At 38.9% G+C, this 18,877-nt stretch carries 22 protein-coding genes; 18 read left to right on the plus strand and 4 right to left on the minus strand.

Going from position 1 to position 18,877, the window contains the following annotated elements; translation table 11 throughout:
* The first annotated feature begins 39 nt into the window (after positions 1-39).
* From AC27E9_RS00185 to AC27E9_RS00235, 11 genes are all read left to right on the plus strand, one after another.
* A complete protein-coding gene (locus tag AC27E9_RS00185; RefSeq protein ID WP_487126229.1) occupies positions 40-858 on the plus strand; it encodes a ParA family protein in 819 nt (272 codons plus the stop codon).
* The gene (locus AC27E9_RS00190; protein WP_487126230.1) at positions 855-1,745 is read left to right on the plus strand and encodes a ParB/RepB/Spo0J family partition protein; all 891 of its coding nucleotides are present in this window, start codon (positions 855-857) and stop codon (positions 1,743-1,745) included. The genes AC27E9_RS00185 and AC27E9_RS00190 overlap by 4 nt, the downstream gene beginning before the upstream one ends.
* A gap of 326 nt (positions 1,746-2,071) precedes the next feature.
* Complete coding sequence (locus AC27E9_RS00195) at positions 2,072-2,464, plus strand: ATP synthase subunit I (RefSeq protein ID WP_487126231.1); 393 nt, start codon at positions 2,072-2,074, stop codon at positions 2,462-2,464.
* A 31-nt stretch (positions 2,465-2,495) separates the two neighbouring features.
* The gene (gene atpB / locus AC27E9_RS00200; RefSeq protein WP_487126232.1) at positions 2,496-3,266 is read left to right on the plus strand and encodes a F0F1 ATP synthase subunit A; all 771 of its coding nucleotides are present in this window, start codon (positions 2,496-2,498) and stop codon (positions 3,264-3,266) included.
* 109 nt (positions 3,267-3,375) lie between these two features.
* The gene (gene atpE / locus AC27E9_RS00205; protein ID WP_074496250.1) at positions 3,376-3,612 is read left to right on the plus strand and encodes a F0F1 ATP synthase subunit C; all 237 of its coding nucleotides are present in this window, start codon (positions 3,376-3,378) and stop codon (positions 3,610-3,612) included.
* A 50-nt stretch (positions 3,613-3,662) separates the two neighbouring features.
* Entirely contained in the window at positions 3,663-4,133 is a 471-nt protein-coding gene (atpF, locus tag AC27E9_RS00210) for a F0F1 ATP synthase subunit B (RefSeq protein WP_487078058.1), read from the plus strand.
* Between the two features lie 14 nt (positions 4,134-4,147).
* Positions 4,148-4,681 carry a F0F1 ATP synthase subunit delta gene (gene atpH / locus AC27E9_RS00215; RefSeq protein WP_487126233.1) on the plus strand — a complete coding sequence of 178 codons (534 nt, stop codon included), beginning with the start codon at positions 4,148-4,150 and terminating at the stop codon, positions 4,679-4,681.
* 13 nt (positions 4,682-4,694) lie between these two features.
* On the plus strand, positions 4,695-6,236 hold the full coding sequence (gene atpA / locus AC27E9_RS00220; protein ID WP_487126234.1) for a F0F1 ATP synthase subunit alpha: 1,542 nt from the start codon (positions 4,695-4,697) through the stop codon (positions 6,234-6,236).
* A 28-nt stretch (positions 6,237-6,264) separates the two neighbouring features.
* Complete coding sequence (gene atpG, locus AC27E9_RS00225; RefSeq protein WP_487126235.1) at positions 6,265-7,125, plus strand: F0F1 ATP synthase subunit gamma; 861 nt, start codon at positions 6,265-6,267, stop codon at positions 7,123-7,125.
* Positions 7,126-7,182: 57 nt separating this feature from the next.
* Positions 7,183-8,568, plus strand: a complete 1,386-nt coding sequence (atpD, locus tag AC27E9_RS00230; RefSeq protein ID WP_487126236.1) for a F0F1 ATP synthase subunit beta — start codon at positions 7,183-7,185, stop codon at positions 8,566-8,568.
* A gap of 55 nt (positions 8,569-8,623) precedes the next feature.
* Complete coding sequence (locus tag AC27E9_RS00235; protein ID WP_487126237.1) at positions 8,624-9,043, plus strand: F0F1 ATP synthase subunit epsilon; 420 nt, start codon at positions 8,624-8,626, stop codon at positions 9,041-9,043.
* 93 nt (positions 9,044-9,136) lie between these two features.
* On the opposite strand, the gene AC27E9_RS00240 is transcribed toward AC27E9_RS00235, so the two are convergent.
* Both AC27E9_RS00240 and AC27E9_RS00245 read right to left on the minus strand, forming a co-directional pair.
* The gene (locus tag AC27E9_RS00240) at positions 9,137-9,385 is read right to left on the minus strand and encodes an HP1242/YdcH family protein (RefSeq protein ID WP_487126238.1); all 249 of its coding nucleotides are present in this window, start codon (positions 9,383-9,385) and stop codon (positions 9,137-9,139) included.
* A gap of 11 nt (positions 9,386-9,396) precedes the next feature.
* Complete coding sequence (locus AC27E9_RS00245; RefSeq protein WP_487126239.1) at positions 9,397-9,708, minus strand: TraR/DksA family transcriptional regulator; 312 nt, start codon at positions 9,706-9,708, stop codon at positions 9,397-9,399.
* Positions 9,709-9,910: 202 nt separating this feature from the next.
* On the opposite strand from AC27E9_RS00245, the gene AC27E9_RS00250 reads away from it, so the two are divergent.
* The 5 genes from AC27E9_RS00250 to AC27E9_RS00270 all read left to right on the plus strand — a co-directional run bounded on the left by AC27E9_RS00250 (position 9,911) and on the right by AC27E9_RS00270 (position 13,523).
* Positions 9,911-10,468, plus strand: a complete 558-nt coding sequence (locus AC27E9_RS00250; RefSeq protein ID WP_487126240.1) for a cytochrome b — start codon at positions 9,911-9,913, stop codon at positions 10,466-10,468.
* Between the two features lie 41 nt (positions 10,469-10,509).
* A complete protein-coding gene (locus AC27E9_RS00255; RefSeq protein ID WP_487126241.1) occupies positions 10,510-11,070 on the plus strand; it encodes a YceI family protein in 561 nt (186 codons plus the stop codon).
* Positions 11,071-11,254: 184 nt separating this feature from the next.
* On the plus strand, positions 11,255-11,803 hold the full coding sequence (locus tag AC27E9_RS00260; RefSeq protein ID WP_487126242.1) for an RNA polymerase sigma factor: 549 nt from the start codon (positions 11,255-11,257) through the stop codon (positions 11,801-11,803).
* Positions 11,800-12,645 carry a hypothetical protein gene (locus AC27E9_RS00265; RefSeq protein ID WP_487126243.1) on the plus strand — a complete coding sequence of 282 codons (846 nt, stop codon included), beginning with the start codon at positions 11,800-11,802 and terminating at the stop codon, positions 12,643-12,645. Before AC27E9_RS00260 ends, AC27E9_RS00265 begins: the two co-directional genes overlap by 4 nt.
* Before the next feature lie 23 nt (positions 12,646-12,668).
* A complete protein-coding gene (locus tag AC27E9_RS00270) occupies positions 12,669-13,523 on the plus strand; it encodes a DUF4097 family beta strand repeat-containing protein (protein ID WP_487126244.1) in 855 nt (284 codons plus the stop codon).
* A gap of 121 nt (positions 13,524-13,644) precedes the next feature.
* On the opposite strand, the gene AC27E9_RS00275 is transcribed toward AC27E9_RS00270, so the two are convergent.
* Entirely contained in the window at positions 13,645-15,936 is a 2,292-nt protein-coding gene (locus tag AC27E9_RS00275; RefSeq protein ID WP_487126245.1) for a S9 family peptidase, read from the minus strand.
* A 283-nt stretch (positions 15,937-16,219) separates the two neighbouring features.
* Here AC27E9_RS00275 and AC27E9_RS00280 point away from each other — a divergent pair, with 283 nt between their 5' ends.
* Both AC27E9_RS00280 and AC27E9_RS00285 read left to right on the plus strand, forming a co-directional pair.
* Positions 16,220-16,723 carry an AMP-binding enzyme gene (locus tag AC27E9_RS00280; RefSeq protein WP_487126246.1) on the plus strand — a complete coding sequence of 168 codons (504 nt, stop codon included), beginning with the start codon at positions 16,220-16,222 and terminating at the stop codon, positions 16,721-16,723.
* Positions 16,724-16,853: 130 nt separating this feature from the next.
* Positions 16,854-17,888, plus strand: coding sequence for a DcaP family trimeric outer membrane transporter (locus tag AC27E9_RS00285; RefSeq protein ID WP_487126247.1), 1,035 nt, complete (start codon positions 16,854-16,856; stop codon positions 17,886-17,888).
* 228 nt (positions 17,889-18,116) lie between these two features.
* Here AC27E9_RS00285 and AC27E9_RS00290 read toward each other — a convergent pair whose 3' ends face one another.
* Positions 18,117-18,731, minus strand: coding sequence for a LysE family translocator (locus AC27E9_RS00290; protein ID WP_487126248.1), 615 nt, complete (start codon positions 18,729-18,731; stop codon positions 18,117-18,119).
* Positions 18,732-18,877 lie beyond the last annotated feature (146 nt).

Consider the following 18,877-nt stretch of genomic DNA (forward strand, 5'->3'; position numbering starts at 1 on the left):
TAATAATAAGCTTTTGATCAGAAAGTATTTGAGGATCTTGTGGGAAAAATAATTGCGGTTGCAAATCAAAAAGGTGGTGTTGGCAAAACAACAACCTCAGTCAATTTAGCTGCTTCACTTGCGGCAACAAAGCGCAAAGTATTATTGATTGATCTTGATCCTCAAGGCAATGCCACTATGGGCAGCGGAATTGATAAATATGAAGTTCCAGCAACTTGTTTTGAGTTACTTATTGAAGAACGTCCTTTCGAGCAAGTTGTTTGTAAAAATACCGCAGGTGTTTACGATCTTATCGCGGCTAATAGTGATGTAACGGCTGCTGAAATTAAGTTGATGGAAGTTTATTCTCGCGAACATAGATTGAAAAATGCTTTATCGAAAGTAAGAAAAGATTACGATTTTATTATTATTGATTGTCCACCATCTTTAAATATGCTGACAGTCAATGCTATGACTGCAGCTGACTCTGTTTTAGTGCCAATGCAATGTGAATATTATGCACTAGAAGGTTTAACAGCGCTAATGGATACCATTTCCCAACTTACTTCTGTGGTTAATGGAAAGCTTCATATTGAAGGTATTTTACGTACCATGTACGACCCGCGTAATCGTTTAGCTAACGATGTTTCAGAGCAATTAAAGCGTCATTTTGGCGACAAAGTTTATCGTACCGTTATTCCACGTAATGTTCGCTTAGCAGAAGCGCCAAGTTTCGGTGCCCCAGCAATGTATTACGATAAATCGTCAACTGGTGCAAAAGCATATCTTGCATTGGCCGGTGAAATATTACGACGCGCAGAACAAAATAAACAAACAAAACCGCAAGCAACAACCGAGCAAGAGCAAGGAACATTATGAGTCAAAGTAAACGCAGAGGTCTAGGTCGCGGTCTTGATGCTTTATTAACAACACCAGCAAGCAATACTTCTGAAGAAGCAACTAGTAAGACTGACGTTGCTAACAAAGATACTGAATTGCAAAATTTACCGATTGAGCAATTACACCCAGGAAAGTATCAGCCTCGTAAAGATATGTCGGCAGAAGCACTTGATGACTTATCGAATTCAATTAAATCACAAGGTATTATTCAACCTATTGTTGTGCGTCCAATAAGTGAACACAGCTATGAAATTATTGCCGGTGAACGACGTTGGCGCGCAGCACAAATAGCTGAACTTGATATGGTTCCTTGTTTAATTAAACAAGTGCCTGACGAAGCAGCTGTCGCTATTGCTTTAATTGAAAACATTCAGCGTGAAGATCTTAATGCCATGGAAGAGGCTATTGCGCTTGAACGACTATTGATTGAATTTGAATTAACGCATCAAGAAGTGGCTGATGCGGTTGGTAAGTCTCGAACAACGGTTACCAATTTATTACGTTTGAATAACTTAAATAGTGAAGTAAAAACCTTATTAGAGCATGGTGATATTGAAATGGGTCATGCCCGTGCATTACTTGCTCTGGATAGTGATATTCAAACTAACACTGCTCGCGTTGTTGTTGCAAAAGAGCTGACGGTACGTGAGACAGAAGCACTGATTAAAAAGGTTCAACAACCACCTAAAGAACCAAAAGAAAAAGTAATTGATCCAAATACTAAAATGTTAGAGCAAAATTTATCTGAAAAATTAGGTTCACAAGTTGCGATAAATCACAATAAAAAAGGTAAAGGTAAGTTGGTGATTTCATATAGTGACTTATCTGAATTAGACGGTATTGTTTCTCGCTTTAATTCGTTTTAAATAGGCAATAAAATGTCGAATATCATTAGGTAATGTAACTATTGTCGTTGCCTAATGTATTTTAGTTTACACATTCAAATGATTTTCAAAATATCAGCCTTATCTTTTCCCATCTAAGTGATAAAAAGCGAAAGTTTTCACAATCGATTATACATTAGTCGTATTTTGTTCGTTTACCGTTACATTTCGCACATTATCTGGGCAATGAGCGCCCTCTTTTGTTGCATTAGCGCTGTAATTCAGTATACTTGCGTCGGCTTTTTAAAGAGTAAATTTCAACTTTAAAAAACTGTAAGAATTACGAAATTTATCGTATGGAGTTTCTGGTGAGTTTATACATTCACAATGAGTTAGCTAAACCAGGAAGAAAGTTTGCTTTTATGCAAGTTTTGGTCGCAATAATATTCGTTTTAGCTTGCAGTGTAGCAACATATTTTATTTGGGGATTATCTTTCGCATACTCAGTATTAGCGGGTGGAGCGATAAGTATAATCCCTAATTTTGTCTTTGCTCATAAAGCATTTAAATATGCAGGAGCAAGAGCCTCTAGAAAGGTTTTAGATTCCTTTTACAGTGGCGTAAAAATGAAATTAGTATTAACGGCCGTTTTGTTTGCGCTAGCCTTCAAATTTTTAGCGATAGAGCCATTAGCTTTTTTCAGCAGTTTTTGTTTAGTAGTGGCATTGCCATTAGTAACACCCTTTTTTTTGAAACATTAAAATTTAAACTTTAATCATTAGGAACTTTAATATGTCATCAAGTGCTGAAGTAACCAGCCAAGAATATATTAAGCACCATTTAACCAATTTATCAGTCGGCGAAGGTTTTTGGACTTTTCACATTGATACTTTGGGTTGGTCAATATTCTTAGGTTTGGTCTTTTTAACTATCTTCCGGTCTGTTGCAAAAAAAGCAGAAACCGGTGTACCAGGAAAGCTGCAATGTGCAGTTGAAATGATTGTTGAGTTTGTTGACGATAGTGTAAAAAGTACCTTTCACGGTAAAAACCCTGTTATCGCGCCATTAGCTTTAACTATTTTTGTTTGGGTATTGCTGATGAACGCTATGGACTGGGTACCAGTAGACTTAATTCCAAAAGCATTTGAGCTGGTTGGTGTTAACTACATGAAAGCCGTTCCTACTACAGATATTAATATGACACTAGCACTTGCTCTAGGTGTGTTCTGGTTAATTATTTACTATTCAATTAAGGTTAAAGGCATCAGTGGTTTTATCAAAGAATTAACTACACAGCCTTTTGGACATTGGACTTTATACCCAGTGAACTTCTTACTTGAAACAGTTACCTTATTAGCTCGTCCATTATCATTAGCATTACGTCTATTTGGTAACTTATATGCTGGTGAGTTGATATTTATACTGATTGCGACAGTTGGTGTATTCCAATTGCCAATGCACTTTGTATGGGCTGCATTCCACTTGTTGGTTATCCCTTTACAAGCATTTATTTTTATGACGCTAACAATTGTTTATTTAAGCTTAGCTCACGAAGATCACTAACTTTTCGGGATTAAGTTAGTACGGCATAAGCCGGCCCGAAGGGTTTAGGGCAGGAAGCCCGAAGAAAAATTTTAACTTTAAACTTTACTTTAAATAATCGGAGATAAAAATGGAAAACTTAGGTTTACTATATGTAGCTGCAGCTTTATTGATCGGCTTAGGCGCTTTAGGTACAGCTATCGGTTTTGGTTTATTAGGTGGTAAATTCTTAGAATCTGCTGCTCGTCAACCTGAACTAGCACCACAACTTCAAGTTAAGATGTTCATCGTAGCAGGTCTTATCGATGCGATTGCAATCATCGGTGTTGCAATGGGTCTATACATCCTATTCGTTAAAATCGGCTAATTAAGTAATTAAGTCTTTTTTAACTGTAATATTTAATAGGAGGTACACAAATGAACGTTAATGCCACTTTTATCGGTGAAATGATCGCATTTGTCGTATTTGTAATATTTTGTATGAAGTACGTATGGCCACCAATTATTGGTGCTATCGAAGCTCGTCAAGCAACTATTGCTGATGGACTTGCTGCTTCTGACCGTGCTGCTAAAGATCTTGAGCTTGCTCAGGAAAAAGCCACGGCTCAACTTAAAGATGCAAAAGCGCAAGCAGCTGAAATTGTAGAAGCTGCTAAAAAGCGTGAAACGCAAATAGTTGAAGAAGCTGCTGCTAAAGCTCAAGCTGAGAAAGAAAAAATCTTAGCCTCAGGCCATGCAGAAATAGAAACGGAACGTAACCAAGCGAAAGAAGAACTACGCCAACAAGTAGCGGTTCTTGCAGTAGCTGGTGCTGAGAAAATTCTCGAGCGTTCAATTGATGCCGCTGCACACAGCGATATCTTAGATAAACTTGTAGCTGAACTTTAAGAGGGAATAGAGCTATGTCTGAATTGACAACCGTCGCTCGTCCCTACGCTAAAGCAGCGTTTGATTTTGCTATTGAAGCAAATGCCGTTGATAACTGGTTATCAATGTTAGTATTTGCCGCTGAAGTTTCTGAAAATGAAACTATGACTAGCTACCTATCAGGTGGTGCGTCAGTTGAGCAAGCCACAGAACTTTTCTTAAAAGTTTGTGACGACCAACTCAATGGCAATGCCCAAAACCTAATTAAGGTGATGGCTGAAAATCAACGTTTGTTGGTGCTACCACAAGTTCTTTCTCAATTTAGCGAATTAAAAGCTGAATATGAAAAAGAAATTAACGTGGATGTAACGTCTGCTGTTGAATTAGCAGCGGAACAAGTAACTACATTAAGCGCCGCGCTTGAAAAGCGTTTGGCTCGAAAAGTAAAGCTCAATTGTGTTGTAGACGCAAACGTAGTTTCTGGCTTATTAATTAAAGCTGGTGACATGGTAATAGATGGTTCAGTACGAGGTAAATTGAACCGCTTAGCAACAACAATGCAATCTTAACGGGGAACAGAGCATGCAACTGAATTCCACTGAAATCGCTGAACTGATCAAAAATCGTATTGAACAGTTTGACGTAGTTAGTGAAGCTCGTAACGAAGGTACTATCGTTTCTGTAACAGACGGTATCATTCGTATCCATGGCCTTGCCGATGTAATGCAAGGTGAAATGATCGAACTTCCTGGCAACCGCTTCGCTATCGCGTTGAACCTAGACCGTGATTCGGTAGGTGCGGTAGTAATGGGTCCTTATGCGGATCTAGCTGAAGGCGTAAAAGTTAAAGGTACTGGCCGTATTTTGGAAGTACCAGTAGGACGTGGCCTTTTAGGTCGTGTTGTAAACACTCTAGGTGAGCCTATTGACGGAAAAGGACCTATCGACAACGATGGTTTCGCTCCTGTTGAAGTAGTAGCACCAGGTGTTATCGATCGTAAATCAGTTGATGAACCAGTACAAACTGGTATCAAATCAATTGACTCTATGATTCCAATCGGTCGTGGTCAACGTGAACTTATCATTGGTGACCGCCAAATCGGTAAATCAGCGATCGCACTAGATGCAATTATTAACCAGAAAAACACTGGTATTAAGTGTGTATATGTAGCAATCGGTCAGAAAGCTTCTACTGTTGCGAACTTAGTTCGTTCATTAGAAGAGCACGGCGCGTTAGGTAATACTATCGTTGTTGTTGCTTCTGCTTCTGAAGCTGCTGCACTACAGTACTTATCAGCTTACTCTGGTTGTACTATGGGTGAATACTTCCGTGATCGCGGTGAAGATGCACTAATCGTATATGATGATTTGTCTAAGCAAGCAGTTGCTTACCGTCAAATCTCATTGCTTTTACGTCGTCCGCCAGGTCGTGAAGCATACCCAGGTGACGTTTTCTATCTTCACAGTCGTTTACTAGAACGTGCTGCTCGTGTAAACGAAGCATACGTTGAAAAGTTCACTAACGGTGAAGTTAAAGGTAAAACAGGTTCATTAACTGCCTTACCAATTATTGAAACTCAAGCTGGTGACGTATCTGCATTCGTTCCAACTAACGTAATCTCAATTACCGATGGTCAGATCTTCTTAGAATCTAACCTATTTAACTCAGGTATTCGTCCTGCTGTTAACGCTGGTATTTCTGTATCACGTGTTGGTGGTGCTGCTCAGACTAAAATCATCAAGAAACTTGGTGGTGGTATTCGTTTAGCACTTGCACAGTACGCCGAGCTTGCAGCCTTTGCTCAATTCGCTTCAGACTTAGACGATGCTACTCGTGCTCAATTAGAGCATGGTCAACGTGTAACTGAATTGATGAAGCAAAAACAATACAGCCCATTGTCAATTGCTGAAACAGCAGTATCGTTATTTGCCGCAGAAAAAGGCTTTTTAAACGATGTTGAAATCAACAAAGTTGTTGATTTTGAAGAAGCATTACGTTCATACGTAAACAATGAACACGCTGAGTTGATGGCTACTATCAACGAAAAAGGCGACTATAACAAAGATATCGAGTCTGGTTTAGCGAAAGCGATTGAAGCTTTCAAAGCTACCCAAACTTGGTAATTAGTTAACCTTTTCGCGGAGAATAGTCATGGCTGGTGGTAAAGAGATTAAATCAAAGATTGGAAGTGTACAAAATACACAGAAAATCACCAGCGCGATGGAAATGGTTGCAGCTAGTAAAATGCGCAGAGCGCAAGATAGCATGGCTGCTTCTCGTCCATACGCTGAAAATATGCGAAATGTGATCGGTCACATCGCGCTTGGTAATTTAGAATATCGTCATCCTTATATGGAAGAACGTGAAGCTAAGCGTGTAGGCTATATCGTTGTCTCAACAGACCGTGGTTTGTGTGGCGGCTTAAATATTAACTTATTTAAGCAAGTACTTGCTGATGCTGGTAAACAGCAAGCAGCGGGCGCCGAAGTTGAATTTGCTGTAGTTGGCTCTAAAGCCACAGCATTTTTTAACAATATGGGTGCTAAAGTCGTCTCACAAGTTTCAGGTTTAGGTGATAATCCGTCACTTACCGATTTAATTGGTAGTGTACGTGTTATGTTAAACGCCTATGATAATGGTGAGATTGATAGATTGTTTATTGTGTACAACAAATTTGTTAACACAATGACGCAACAGCCAACGATTGATCAACTTTTACCTTTGCCTAAGTCAGATGATGACGCTATTAAGCATCGCTGGGACTTTATATACGAACCTGATGCTCAAGCATTGCTTGATCAATTATTAGTTCGTTATACAGAGTCGCAAGTATATCAAGGTGTAGTTGAAAATCTCGCATGTGAACAAGCCGCTCGTATGGTTGCAATGAAAGCTGCAACTGATAATGCTGGCGACTTAATCGATGATTTACAATTGGTATATAACAAAGCTCGTCAAGCAAGTATTACTCAAGAGTTGAGTGAAATTTGTGCCGGCGCAGCAGCGGTATAAGCAAAGGTTCTTGATTTATTTTATTAGTAAATAAGAGCACAGATTAGAGGATTAAACATGAGTACAGGTAAAGTCGTCCAAATCATTGGCGCAGTTGTGGATGTAGAATTCCCACAAGATGCTGTACCTCAGGTATATGACGCATTAAATGTAACTGAAGGTGACCTTTCAGGCTTAGTACTAGAAGTACAACAGCAATTAGGTGGTGGCGTTGTACGTGCTATCGCTATGGGTTCATCAGACGGTTTGCGTCGTGGTCTGACAGTAGTAAACACAGGTGATAACATCCAAGTTCCAGTAGGTACTGCAACTTTGGGTCGCATCATGAACGTATTGGGTGAGCCTATCGATGAAGCTGGCCCAATCGGCGAAGAAGAGAAGTGGTCAATTCACCGTGAAGCTCCAGCATACGCTGAGCAAGCGATGTCTAACGAACTTCTTGAAACTGGTATCAAAGTAATCGACTTGGTATGTCCATTCGCTAAGGGTGGTAAAGTTGGTTTATTCGGTGGTGCTGGTGTTGGTAAAACCGTAAACATGATGGAACTTATTCGTAACATCGCGATCGAGCATAGCGGCTACTCAGTATTTGCTGGTGTAGGTGAGCGTACTCGTGAAGGTAACGATTTCTACCATGAAATGAACGATTCTAACGTACTTGATAAAGTATCGTTAGTTTACGGCCAAATGAACGAGCCTCCAGGAAACCGTCTTCGTGTTGCGATGACTGGTTTGACTATGGCTGAAAAATTCCGTGACGAAGGTCGTGACGTATTATTTTTCGTAGATAACATCTACCGTTATACACTTGCGGGTACTGAAGTATCAGCATTGTTAGGTCGTATGCCATCAGCGGTAGGTTACCAACCTACACTTGCTGAAGAAATGGGTGTTCTTCAAGAGCGTATTACCTCTACGAAGAAAGGTTCAATCACTTCAATCCAAGCGGTATACGTACCAGCGGATGATTTGACCGATCCATCTCCAGCAACTACCTTTGCTCACTTAGATGCAACAGTTGTACTATCTCGTGATATTGCATCACAAGGTATCTACCCAGCAATTGATCCACTTGACTCAACTTCACGTCAATTAGATCCATTAGTTGTTGGTGCTGAGCATTATGAAACGGCTCGTGGTGTTCAATCAACACTACAACGTTACAAAGAACTTAAAGATATCATCGCCATTCTAGGTATGGACGAGTTATCTGAAGAAGACAAGCAAACTGTTGATCGCGCACGTAAGATCCAACGTTTCTTATCTCAACCGTTCTTCGTTGCTGAAGTATTCACAGGTTCTCCTGGTAAGTACGTATCACTTAAAGACACTATTAGTGGCTTTAAAGGTATTCTTGCTGGTGAATTTGATGACTTACCAGAGCAAGCTTTCTACATGGTTGGTTCTATTGAAGAAGCAGCTGAAAAAGCTAAAAACATGTAATGAAGGCTGGCGGCTAACTGCTTTTAAGTAGACAGTCGCCAATTAGGAGGTCAACATGGCAATACTTTCTGTAAATCTTAATGTGGTAAGTGCTGAAGAAGAGTTATTTTCTGGTAGCATTGAATCATTACAGATCACAGGTAGCGAAGGTGAATTAGGTATTATGCCTGGTCACGCACCTTTGCTGACCTCACTAAAACCTGGTATGGCTAGAATCGTTAAGAAAGGTGGCGTTGAAGAAGTTATCTACCTTTCTGGCGGTATGCTTGAAGTTCAGCCGAATAACGTAACTGTACTAGCGGATATCGCAGTACGTGGCGGTGATTTGGATGAACAAGCTGCTGAAGAAGCTAAACAACGTGCTGAAGAGAAGTTAAACGCTCACGGCGACGGTGTTGATTATGCTGAAGCTGCTGCTGAGTTAGCACGTGCTGTTGCACAATTACGTGTTATTCAAGCGACAAGCAAAAAGTAACAAGCTATATAGAAATTACACTAAGTTTTAGTGACAAAAAAAGCGACTTTTACTTCGGTAATTAGTCGCTTTTTTATTGCCTAATTTCGCGTGTTACGCTGGTATTTGTGTTTTTTTAAGCATGTTAAATAACTCGTCTTTAAGGTGCAGCCTTGCTAATTTCTTTGTCTCTAAATATTCATCAGAGGTTGTTTCAACTCCCACTTCAATACGATGCACCTCTTGATCTAACTCGTGGTACTCTTTGAATAATCGAGCAAAATGAGCGTCAGACATTTTTAAGTGACGAATTTCTCGTTCAAACTCAGGGAATTCATGGTGTAAGTCGTGTTTCTCTAGCATTTTTATTGCTCCTATTTAGCACAATTAATACAGGTATCGATATAAGGTAATATACGCAATCGTTCAGGTTTTATAGGCGCTGTGCATTGGCTACAAAGTCCATATTCATCCTTTTCAAAACGGCTGATGGCTTGCGTTACAAGATCAAGCTCTATTTTTGCCTCGTGATGAATTTCATTAAGTACTTCATTATTTTCGTTTTCACTGGTTTGTTCTGAAAAGTCTTGTGAACGCCCTTTTTTAAAGTCTGCTTCTATTGCGTTAATGCGTTGTTTCAACTCCACTTTCTTCTCTAATAAATTATCTAAGATTGCTTTGTTCATTTGCATTTCTCCTTTGGCTTAATTTCATTTTATGCCTCTGCTTTGACATTGTGTTGATCTAGCGCAATAACTAGTTCGAGTTTTCTAACTTGTTTTGGCAAGGTTTTTAAAGTGCATGAATTGCGACAAAGTGCGCATATTTGCTAGGTTTATTACCGTTGAATAGGTAAACTCTTTAAATCGCGTGCAGTTGAGAAAGAAAATGATTCGCAATAAACTCATATGGAAGAATAACCAGAATCGATACGGGCTCATTAGCAAGTCGTTACATTGGCTTTCAGCCATTGCCGTTTTTGGTTTGTTTGGCCTAGGTTATTGGATGGTTGATCTTGATTACTACAGTCAGTGGTATCAACAAGCACCACATTGGCATGAAAGTATTGGAATATTATTGTTATTTGCTACCGGTTTTAGGTTAGCTTGGCGCTATATAGCAGGCTCTCCTGACACCATAGCGTCGCATAGTAATATTGAGAAGAAAGCGGCAAAAGTGGCAATATTCTTTTTATATATAGCTTTAATTGTTGTATTACTATCAGGATATTTAATTACTAGCGCTGATGGCAAAGCTATCGCTATTTTTGATTGGTTTACGTTTACTGCTCTGCAGTTGCCGATTGATAACCAAGAAGATGTTGCTGGTACGGTACATTACTATTTAGCATATGGTGTGTTAATTCTAGCATTACTCCATGCATTCGCTGCTTTAAAACATCATTTTATTGATAAAGACACTACGCTTATGCGTATGATTAAATAAACATAATTTATTAAAAATAATAAGTAAATTAAGGAAAGGAAATGAAGAAATTACTTCTTGCAAGCGCCCTGCTAACAGCAAGCGCATTAATGCCAGCATTCGCTGCAGATTACGTTATCGATACTAAAGGTGCTCATGCATCAATTAACTTTAAAACGAGCCATATGGGTTTTAGCGTTTTAACGGGTCGCTTTAATAAATTTTCAGGTAACTTTTCTTATGATAAAGATAATGTATCTGCTTCGAAAATCTCGGTAACAATTGACACTTCAAGTTTTGACTCTAATCACGCCAAGCGTGATAAGCATGTCCGTTCAGATGACTTTCTAGATGTTAGCAAATATGCACAAGCAACATTTGTAAGCACAAAAGTAGAAGATAAAGGAAATGGTAAATTAGCTATCATCGGTGATTTTACTATGCATGGTGTAACTAAGCCTTTAGTTATCGACGCTGTTAAAGTTGGTGAAGGTAAAGATCCGTGGGGTGGTTACCGTGCAGGCTTTAATGGTACTGCTTCTATTTCTATGGGTGATTTTGGCTTTAAAAAAGATTTTGGTAAAGTTGATTTAGAGCTACACATTGAGGGTATTCGTAAATAGCACGAATAAACCAAAGATCGAAAATAATTAAGGGCGTTAAGCCCTTTTTTTATAGCTATAAGAAATTAATTAAAAAGTTTATAAACCTTTTAATAAATATCAGGTATTAATAATTATAACAAAAAATAAATAACATCAAATTCACCCAGAGCGATTGGGGTGATGATGGGAAACAAAATCAGCGATGGTGAATGAAAAGGACATAATGCTGCAAGTGCAGGCAGGACAGCTAGATAAACTCGCTATTCTGTACGAAAACAACAAGGTTAAGTTGTTTAACTATTTTCGGAAAAAGGGTAACAATCAAGCGCAAAGTGAAGACTTGGTGCAAGAAACCTTTATGAAGATATTGGCATATCGCAGCAGTTTTAATGGTTCTAGTACTTTTAGTAGCTGGATGTATGGTATTGCTAGAAATACCGCAGCCGATATTTATCGCAAAAATAAAGGCAATGTTGAGCATGAAGATATCGACGAACATGAAGTACCGTCTGAGCACTGTACAACAGAGCAAGCGGTCTCGGTGCAGCAACAAGATATGTTTGATCAATCTCTCGCGAATATTTCAGCCGAACATAGAGAAATAATTATTTTAAGCCGCTTTCAGCAACTTAATTATCATGAAATATCGGCGTTACTTGACTGTAATTTGAATACGCTAAAGTCAAAAATGCGAAATGCGATAAGTAAGTTACATCAGCAATACAGTAAGTTATCAGGTGAGGCACAATGATTAATCATCAAACTATTATTGATTGGAAACTAGCAACGCTTAATGGCGATATTAGCTCAGAATTAGTGCTTACTAACGAAATGCAGTTGTATTTGGATAAACACCCTGAGTTGTTAACCGAGTTGGCGTTTATTGATGCATTTTGGCAACAAGGCAAGTACGAAATGCCGACAAGTGAAATGGATAAGCGCTTTTATCAAATGCTTTCACAAGCGCAAGCGGCGCAAAAAAATATCGTTACAGATGCTAAGCCGGTAGCTAAAGGTAAGTCAGGAATATTAGCGAAACTAGGCGAACTTTTTACTGTTGCCCCTGTTAAGCCGTTTGCTCGAGTAGCTGCGTTAGCTCTAGTGTTTATTATTGGTTTTAATGCTAACGACAATAATAGCCAACCGGAACAATTAAGTGCGGATGTGGGCTTGTCGAAGTTACAGCAAGAAGTTTCATCATTAAGCACCATGCTTGCCTTATCTATGTTAGAAAAATCATCAGCGGCTGAACGTCTTACTGGCGTTGCTTACAGTCAGGAAACAGGTTTAACCAACCCCATTTTGATGAAAGCCTTAATGACTACCCTAGCAAATGATCGCTCATCCGCGGTTAAGTTAGCCATTATCAATACCTTTAGCACTTTGTCAGATATTACAGAGTATGAGCCAACATTATTAACGCTTATTGAAAACGAACAAAATACCTTAGTAAAAATTGAATTATCGAGTTTGCTACTTAATGTTGGTAGCCAACAAACTCAGTCTCAGTTAATTAGGCAGTTAAATGCCAGTACGTTAAGTCCTGATATGGCTGAATTTTTAAAGAAAGTTAACGCTATTACCCATATTTAATAAAATTTATTGGAGTCATTATTATGAATAAACTTACCTCAGTATTAGCCGTATTATTACTGCCGGCGTTAATGCAAAACGCATATGCTCTTGAGCGAACTTATAGTTTGCCTTTGTCAAACCCTGAGCAACCGGCAAGCTTAAGTGCTGAAATACATACAGGAGCTATTTGGATTGAGGGTTACGATGGCACTGAAGTGAAAGTTACAGCGAAGGTTGAAGAATTTAACGATGCCGATCATCATAAACCTCATCGTCAGAATGGAAATTACCAACGGGTTAATAAAAGTAAGCCACGATCATCTGAAGGATTGAAGTCAGTTAAAAATAATATGCTGCAGCTTTCTATTGAAGAAGAAGATAATGAAATTGATATTTCAAGCGAATATAGCACGCAAAAAGTTGTTCTACGTATTGAGGTTCCTAAAAATACCAGTTTAGATATCGAGCTATATCAAGGTGGTGATATCGAAATTAATAATATCGCTGGCGCAATAGAGGTTTCAGCCTTTAAAGGCAGCATTATTGCTAATGGCGTTTCCGGCCCTATGGTGGCTGAAACTCATAGTACAGATATTGTTGTCGCTTTTGATAAATTAGCACAAGAAAATCCAACGTCGTTAACCACCCATAGTGGCAATATCGATATTAGTGTCGGAAAAGAAACGGCAGCGAAAATTAACGTACAAAACTATAAAGGTGAAATACTTTCGGGTCTTGCCACTGAGTTTGTGACCACGGAAGATGCAACACGGGAAAACAAAGGTGGTAAGCAGAAAATAGTGATAGGCGGCATGATGAGTGCCAGTGTTAATGGTGGCGGCCAAGATATTACCTTAGCAACTTATAGTGGTAATGTTTACGTGCGTAGTAAATAAATCATTGATGATATTTTATGTACGATCACAAATATTAAATACTTAGTAATACCTTATTTTTTCTAATAAAAATGCCAGCATTCGTAACGACTACTGGCATTTTTTTTGCCACCAATTAAAGCTATTTACTAAAACTAAACTCTTTAGGCGGCGTTACGGCTTGTAAGTGTTCAACAAAGTAATCCCAACGTTTACGCATCATGTATGGTTCTCTTGCGAAGCCATGGCCACGATTTGGTAGCATTAGCATGTCAAAATCTTTGTTGGCTTTAATAAGGGCTTCTACAACAACTAATGTGTTGTAAGGCGGTACGTTAGTATCTGTTGTGCCATGCGCAATTAATAACTTGCCTTTTAAGTTTTCAACAACTAATTGGTTTGCTTGGCTGTCGTAGTTTGTCGTGCCGTCTTCATTTTTAACTAATACGCCATGGTATTTTTCGCCCCATTCATCGGCATAGTTTCGGTTATCGTGATTACCCGCTTGTGACACGGCAACAGAGTAGAAGTCAGGATATGTCAATAATGCGCGTGTTGAAGCAAAACCACCACCAGAGTGACCCCAAATACCGACGCGAGAGCTATCAATCCAACTATGCTGTTTTGCTAATTGTTTAATAGCAGCAACTTGGTCAGGAATACCGCTATCACCCATGTTTTGATAGTAAAACTCGTGGAAACTCTTCGAACGCCCTGGTGTACCTAGTGCGTCAATCTCAATCACAATAAAACCCAGCTCGGCAATAGCTTGGTTATCACCACGAGCCGTTTTAAAGTCACGACCACGAATACTGCCTACTTGTGGTCCTGGGTATAAATAATTTACTACAGGGTAAGATTTGCTAGCGTCAAAATCGCTAGGCTTATATAGCAAGCCGTAAATATCTTGTTCACCATTACGGTCTTTAACTATAAATGGTGTAGGAGCTTGCCAGCCGGTTGCGGTAAGCTTGCTAATGTCCATTTGTTCAACAACGAAACCAGATTTATCTTGAGTGCTGCGAATAAAACTAACTTCCGCTTGATTTGGTGTTGATACTCTATCTAAAAAGTATTCAGCATTTTTACTTAAAGTAATGCGGTGATGCTTTTTCTCTGGAGTTAGTAAAGTTAAGTTTGAGCCGTCTTTATTGATGCTATAAAGATAATGAAAGTAAGGATCACTCCCCTCTTTGCCAGCACCTGTAAAAATAAGTTTGCCGGTGTTTTGATCGACATTTAGTAGTTCAAGTACAGTCCAATCACCTTGGGTAATTTGGTTTTTTATTTCCCCTGTCTTCGCATCAATAAGGTACAAATGTCCCCAGTTTGAGCGTTGTGAAAACCAAATGATTTCATTGCTTTTATCAAGGTACTTCCAGCTAATGCCGCTAACACCAGATTCGAAAAAGCTTTGCTCTATTTCGGTAAATATGGTTTTAACTTTGCCAGTATCGGCATCGGCGATTTTTAATGTTGCCTTTTTGTGGTCACGCGTTGATGAAACAAAGGCAAAATGTTGACTATCAGTTGACCAGTCAACATCAAGTAGGCTGCCATCGCGACCAGCAACATGGTCGGTAATGGTTGATCTATGATCATCAGCAGGCATTGCAAGTGGAGTAACTACGGCACTTTCAACGTCAATCACAACTCGGTGAATTTTGAAAATATTTTCATCACCAGGTAATGGGTATTTCCACACATCAATTTTGGGGTGACCAACTTCCGTTGACACTATCCCCATTTCACCTACTTTGCGGCCATCATGTTTAAATGTAGTTAACTTTTTAGAATCAGGTGACCATTTTACAACTGGTTTTTCACTTCGGATCCATCCTGCATTGTTGGTGGCGTAACCGAAATCTTTAATACCATCTGTGGTTAACTGCTTTTCGCTATTGTCCTGTAAATTTCTTAACCATAAATTATGTTGTTTTATAAATACTGCCTGTTTGCCGTTTGGTGCAACTAGTTCGTTTTTCTTAATAGCATTTTTACTTTGCTTACATAGGTAGTTTTCAATATTACATTGATAATGCTTACCTTTTACTTTCACAGCTATTTGCGTTTCACTGATAAGGTCAAAGCTGCTAAAAGGTAGTTTTTTTTTATTAACTTCTTGCTCCGTAACGCGGGCAAGTGCTTCGGAAAGTTTTTGGTGATCGAACGCCAATTTCTTTTGTTTGCTTTTAGCGTCAAGAATAAAAAACTGTTCGCCCTGCAATGTGTGGCTGCGATATAGCAACTGTTCGTTATGGCCCCAGTGTGGGTAATCTACGGTACCTGTAACTAATTTATCCGTAAACTTACTTAATTGATGTTCAGCTTTTTGATACTTTTCAATATCAAGGGTTTTATTATTCGCACTAGCTACCGTTGCTAAGCAAGCTAATAGCATAGTTGAGGTGACAATTTTCATTTTAGCAATCATGCATAACCTTTTATTTATCAGCGATAAAAATTCAATTTTTAGCATTCTAACACTTCTTTTGAGTTCTTCGTTGTACTATTCGACTAAGTGATTAACACCTGCGGTAATTAACAACATAACCCTCTTTAACAGCTATTTTTTTGCTGCTTTAGACTAAAGTCTACCCGGATTTTACAGCAATGTAGACTTAGGTCTAATTTCTAAATTTTTACTTACTCTCTAGTGTTAACAGCACAGTTAATATATTTGCATAGTTTTCGAACAGCCAAGCATAAAAGAGCAGATGATGAGTAAATTAGCGAACACTTTAGTGAGCAAAATTGGACAACAACTTCAGTTATCGTGGCTGCAGTCATCTTCTGGCGAATGGTTCTATTTTTTTGACGCAGATACTGTTGATGGTCAGTCACAAGAAAGCATTGATTCTGATTATATCTGGTTAGTATCTCAGGCAGAAAATACGCACAACGTTAGCGGTTATCGAATTGAAAATCATATTTTGGAAACTTTGATTGAGCAATTAGCTGCTGTTGAGCATGTTGCTGTATTTGGTGTGCCTCACGAGCATAAAGGTAATGGCCTACACGTTTATGCGCAACTTAATCGTGGAAACATTCATTCGGCAAAGGTATCACAAGCGATCAATGCAAAACTAGCAGGTTGTTACGGAGAATTTGCTCTACCAGAAGCGATCACTTTTGTTGATGAGTTGCCGCACTTAGTAAATAAATCGCTATGCAGACAAAGATTAAAAACACAGGTAATGAATAGCTATTGTGCAGCTTAAAAGCACAACAAAAAGGTACGATTTTCAGCAAAAAAATAATAAATGAAAACGTTAATTAAATAATTAAAACGATAAAAACCAGAGTATTGATGTTGTTGCTCTAAGGTAAATAACACATGGGGAAAGTAAAATGTTGAATAAGAAAAAGCTTTTATTAGCGTCAGGTTTGTTAGCAATGGCTGGCGGTGCAAATGCTGGTTATGAAATTAAGTTGTCTGATAAAGACACCATTACCTTTGGTGGCTATATTAAACTCGATACTCGCTACGTTGACGGTAATATCAACAGTATCACTAAAGATTACTGGGTAGGTGCAGGTAATGTTGGTGACATCTCACAGTTTAGTTTCCGTGCCACTGAGTCTCGTTTTAATACTAAATATGTTCATGGTGATGTTACTGGTTTTATCGAAATGGATTTTCATGGTGGTGGTGGTAATGAAATTGTTTCAAATTCATCAAATCCAAGAATTCGTCACGCATTTATTAAATATAAAAATATCCTAGTCGGTCAAACATGGTCAACCTTTGTTAATACTAGTGCTTTGGCAGAAGCAGCTGATTTCGGTGGTACGTTAAATGCCGCAGCCTTTATTCGACAGGGGCAAATTCGTTACAGCCAAGGAAACTTTCAAGTAGCGATTGAGAACCCTGAGTCAGATAAAGGGGACCCAAGCCAAGATTCAGTGCCAGACGTTATCGCTAAATATACCTTTAAAGGGGACTGGGGTAACGTTTCGGTTGCTGGTTTAGCACGTCAGTTAAATACCGTGGGTGGCAACACTGAATCAGCTTTTGGTTACGGTGTTGCAGGTAGAATTAAAACATTTGGTAAAGATGACTTTCGTTTTCAATACCATGGTGGAGAAACAGGCCGTTACGTAGGTGTAGTAGCCGCACGTGATTTAGTCGGTGAAGAAGTTGAAGAAACAACATCATACTCTGTTGCTTACCGTCACTTCTGGACAGATGATATTCGTAGTACCGCATTTTATGGTAAAACCACCACAGAAGTTGCGGATGCAGACAGAAGACATTGGGGTGTAAATATCTTTAAAAATTACACTAAAGAACTTTCATTTGGTTTCGAAGTAGGTAACTTTGAATCAGCGGACCAAAATGCAGATTCTGATTACGTTCAACTTTCTGCTAAGTACGTGCTTTAGTTTACATTAGGGGTAATATGCTAAGTTCATATTGCTCTATAGCGTTTTGCGTTAGTTAACCTCCCAACCGAGGTTTTTTTGGGGAAGCATTAGCTTCCCTTTTTTTATATTCAGACCGTTCAAAGTCATCCATGGCTTCACGGCATTAGTACTTCCCTGTACGTCGATGAATGGTATGTCGTGATCACATGGTGGTTCGTAGCTGTCGATGTACCTCGGTAGGTATACTTAGTTAGCAGCAAGTGCTGCGGCAAAGCCAACGAATATACTGCCAGTTGTTTTTCCTACCCAGCGTTGGCTAACGGAAGATAAGAAATATTGGCGAAAGCGAAAGGCAACTAAAACATAAACAGAGGTAAAAATAAAAGCATTACATAAACTGGTGCCAGCAAGTAATAAAAACTGTGGTAAAACCGCATACTCTGGTTGGATAAACTGTGGAAATAATGCTGAGAAAAACACTAAAGCTTTTGGGTTGCTTAATCCTAGTAATAAGCTCTGTTTATATAACGCTCTTTTTTGTGGTGTTATCGCCCCTTTATCGGTAAAAGACCAGCTGCCCTTATTACGCCAAATAGCGATACCAATATAAATTAGGTAAGCAGCACCTACATATTTAATGATAGTAAATGCAAGATCAGAAGCCATTAAAATAAGCCCTAAACCTGATGCAGATATTAGCGCTAAAATCATCACCGCGCTAACGTGGCCTAAAACGCCGGCTAATGCCTTTTTTCGACCAAAATTAATGCCATTACTGGCCGCTAAAATAACAGATGGTCCAATACTGATAGAAGCAAGAAGTGAAATACTAAAATAGAGAGAGTAACTGCTGAGATCCATAAAACGGCTGTTAATACTGTGCTGATGATTTAAAGGCCGCCATAGTAACGAGTTGTGCCAAAAGTACAAGTTATAGAATGTAATGGTGGTGAGTTATTTGATAGTAATCACTTTATAGCAAACTAAAACCCGCAATATGACTATTG

It is taken from the genome of Colwellia meonggei, assembly GCF_057537295.1.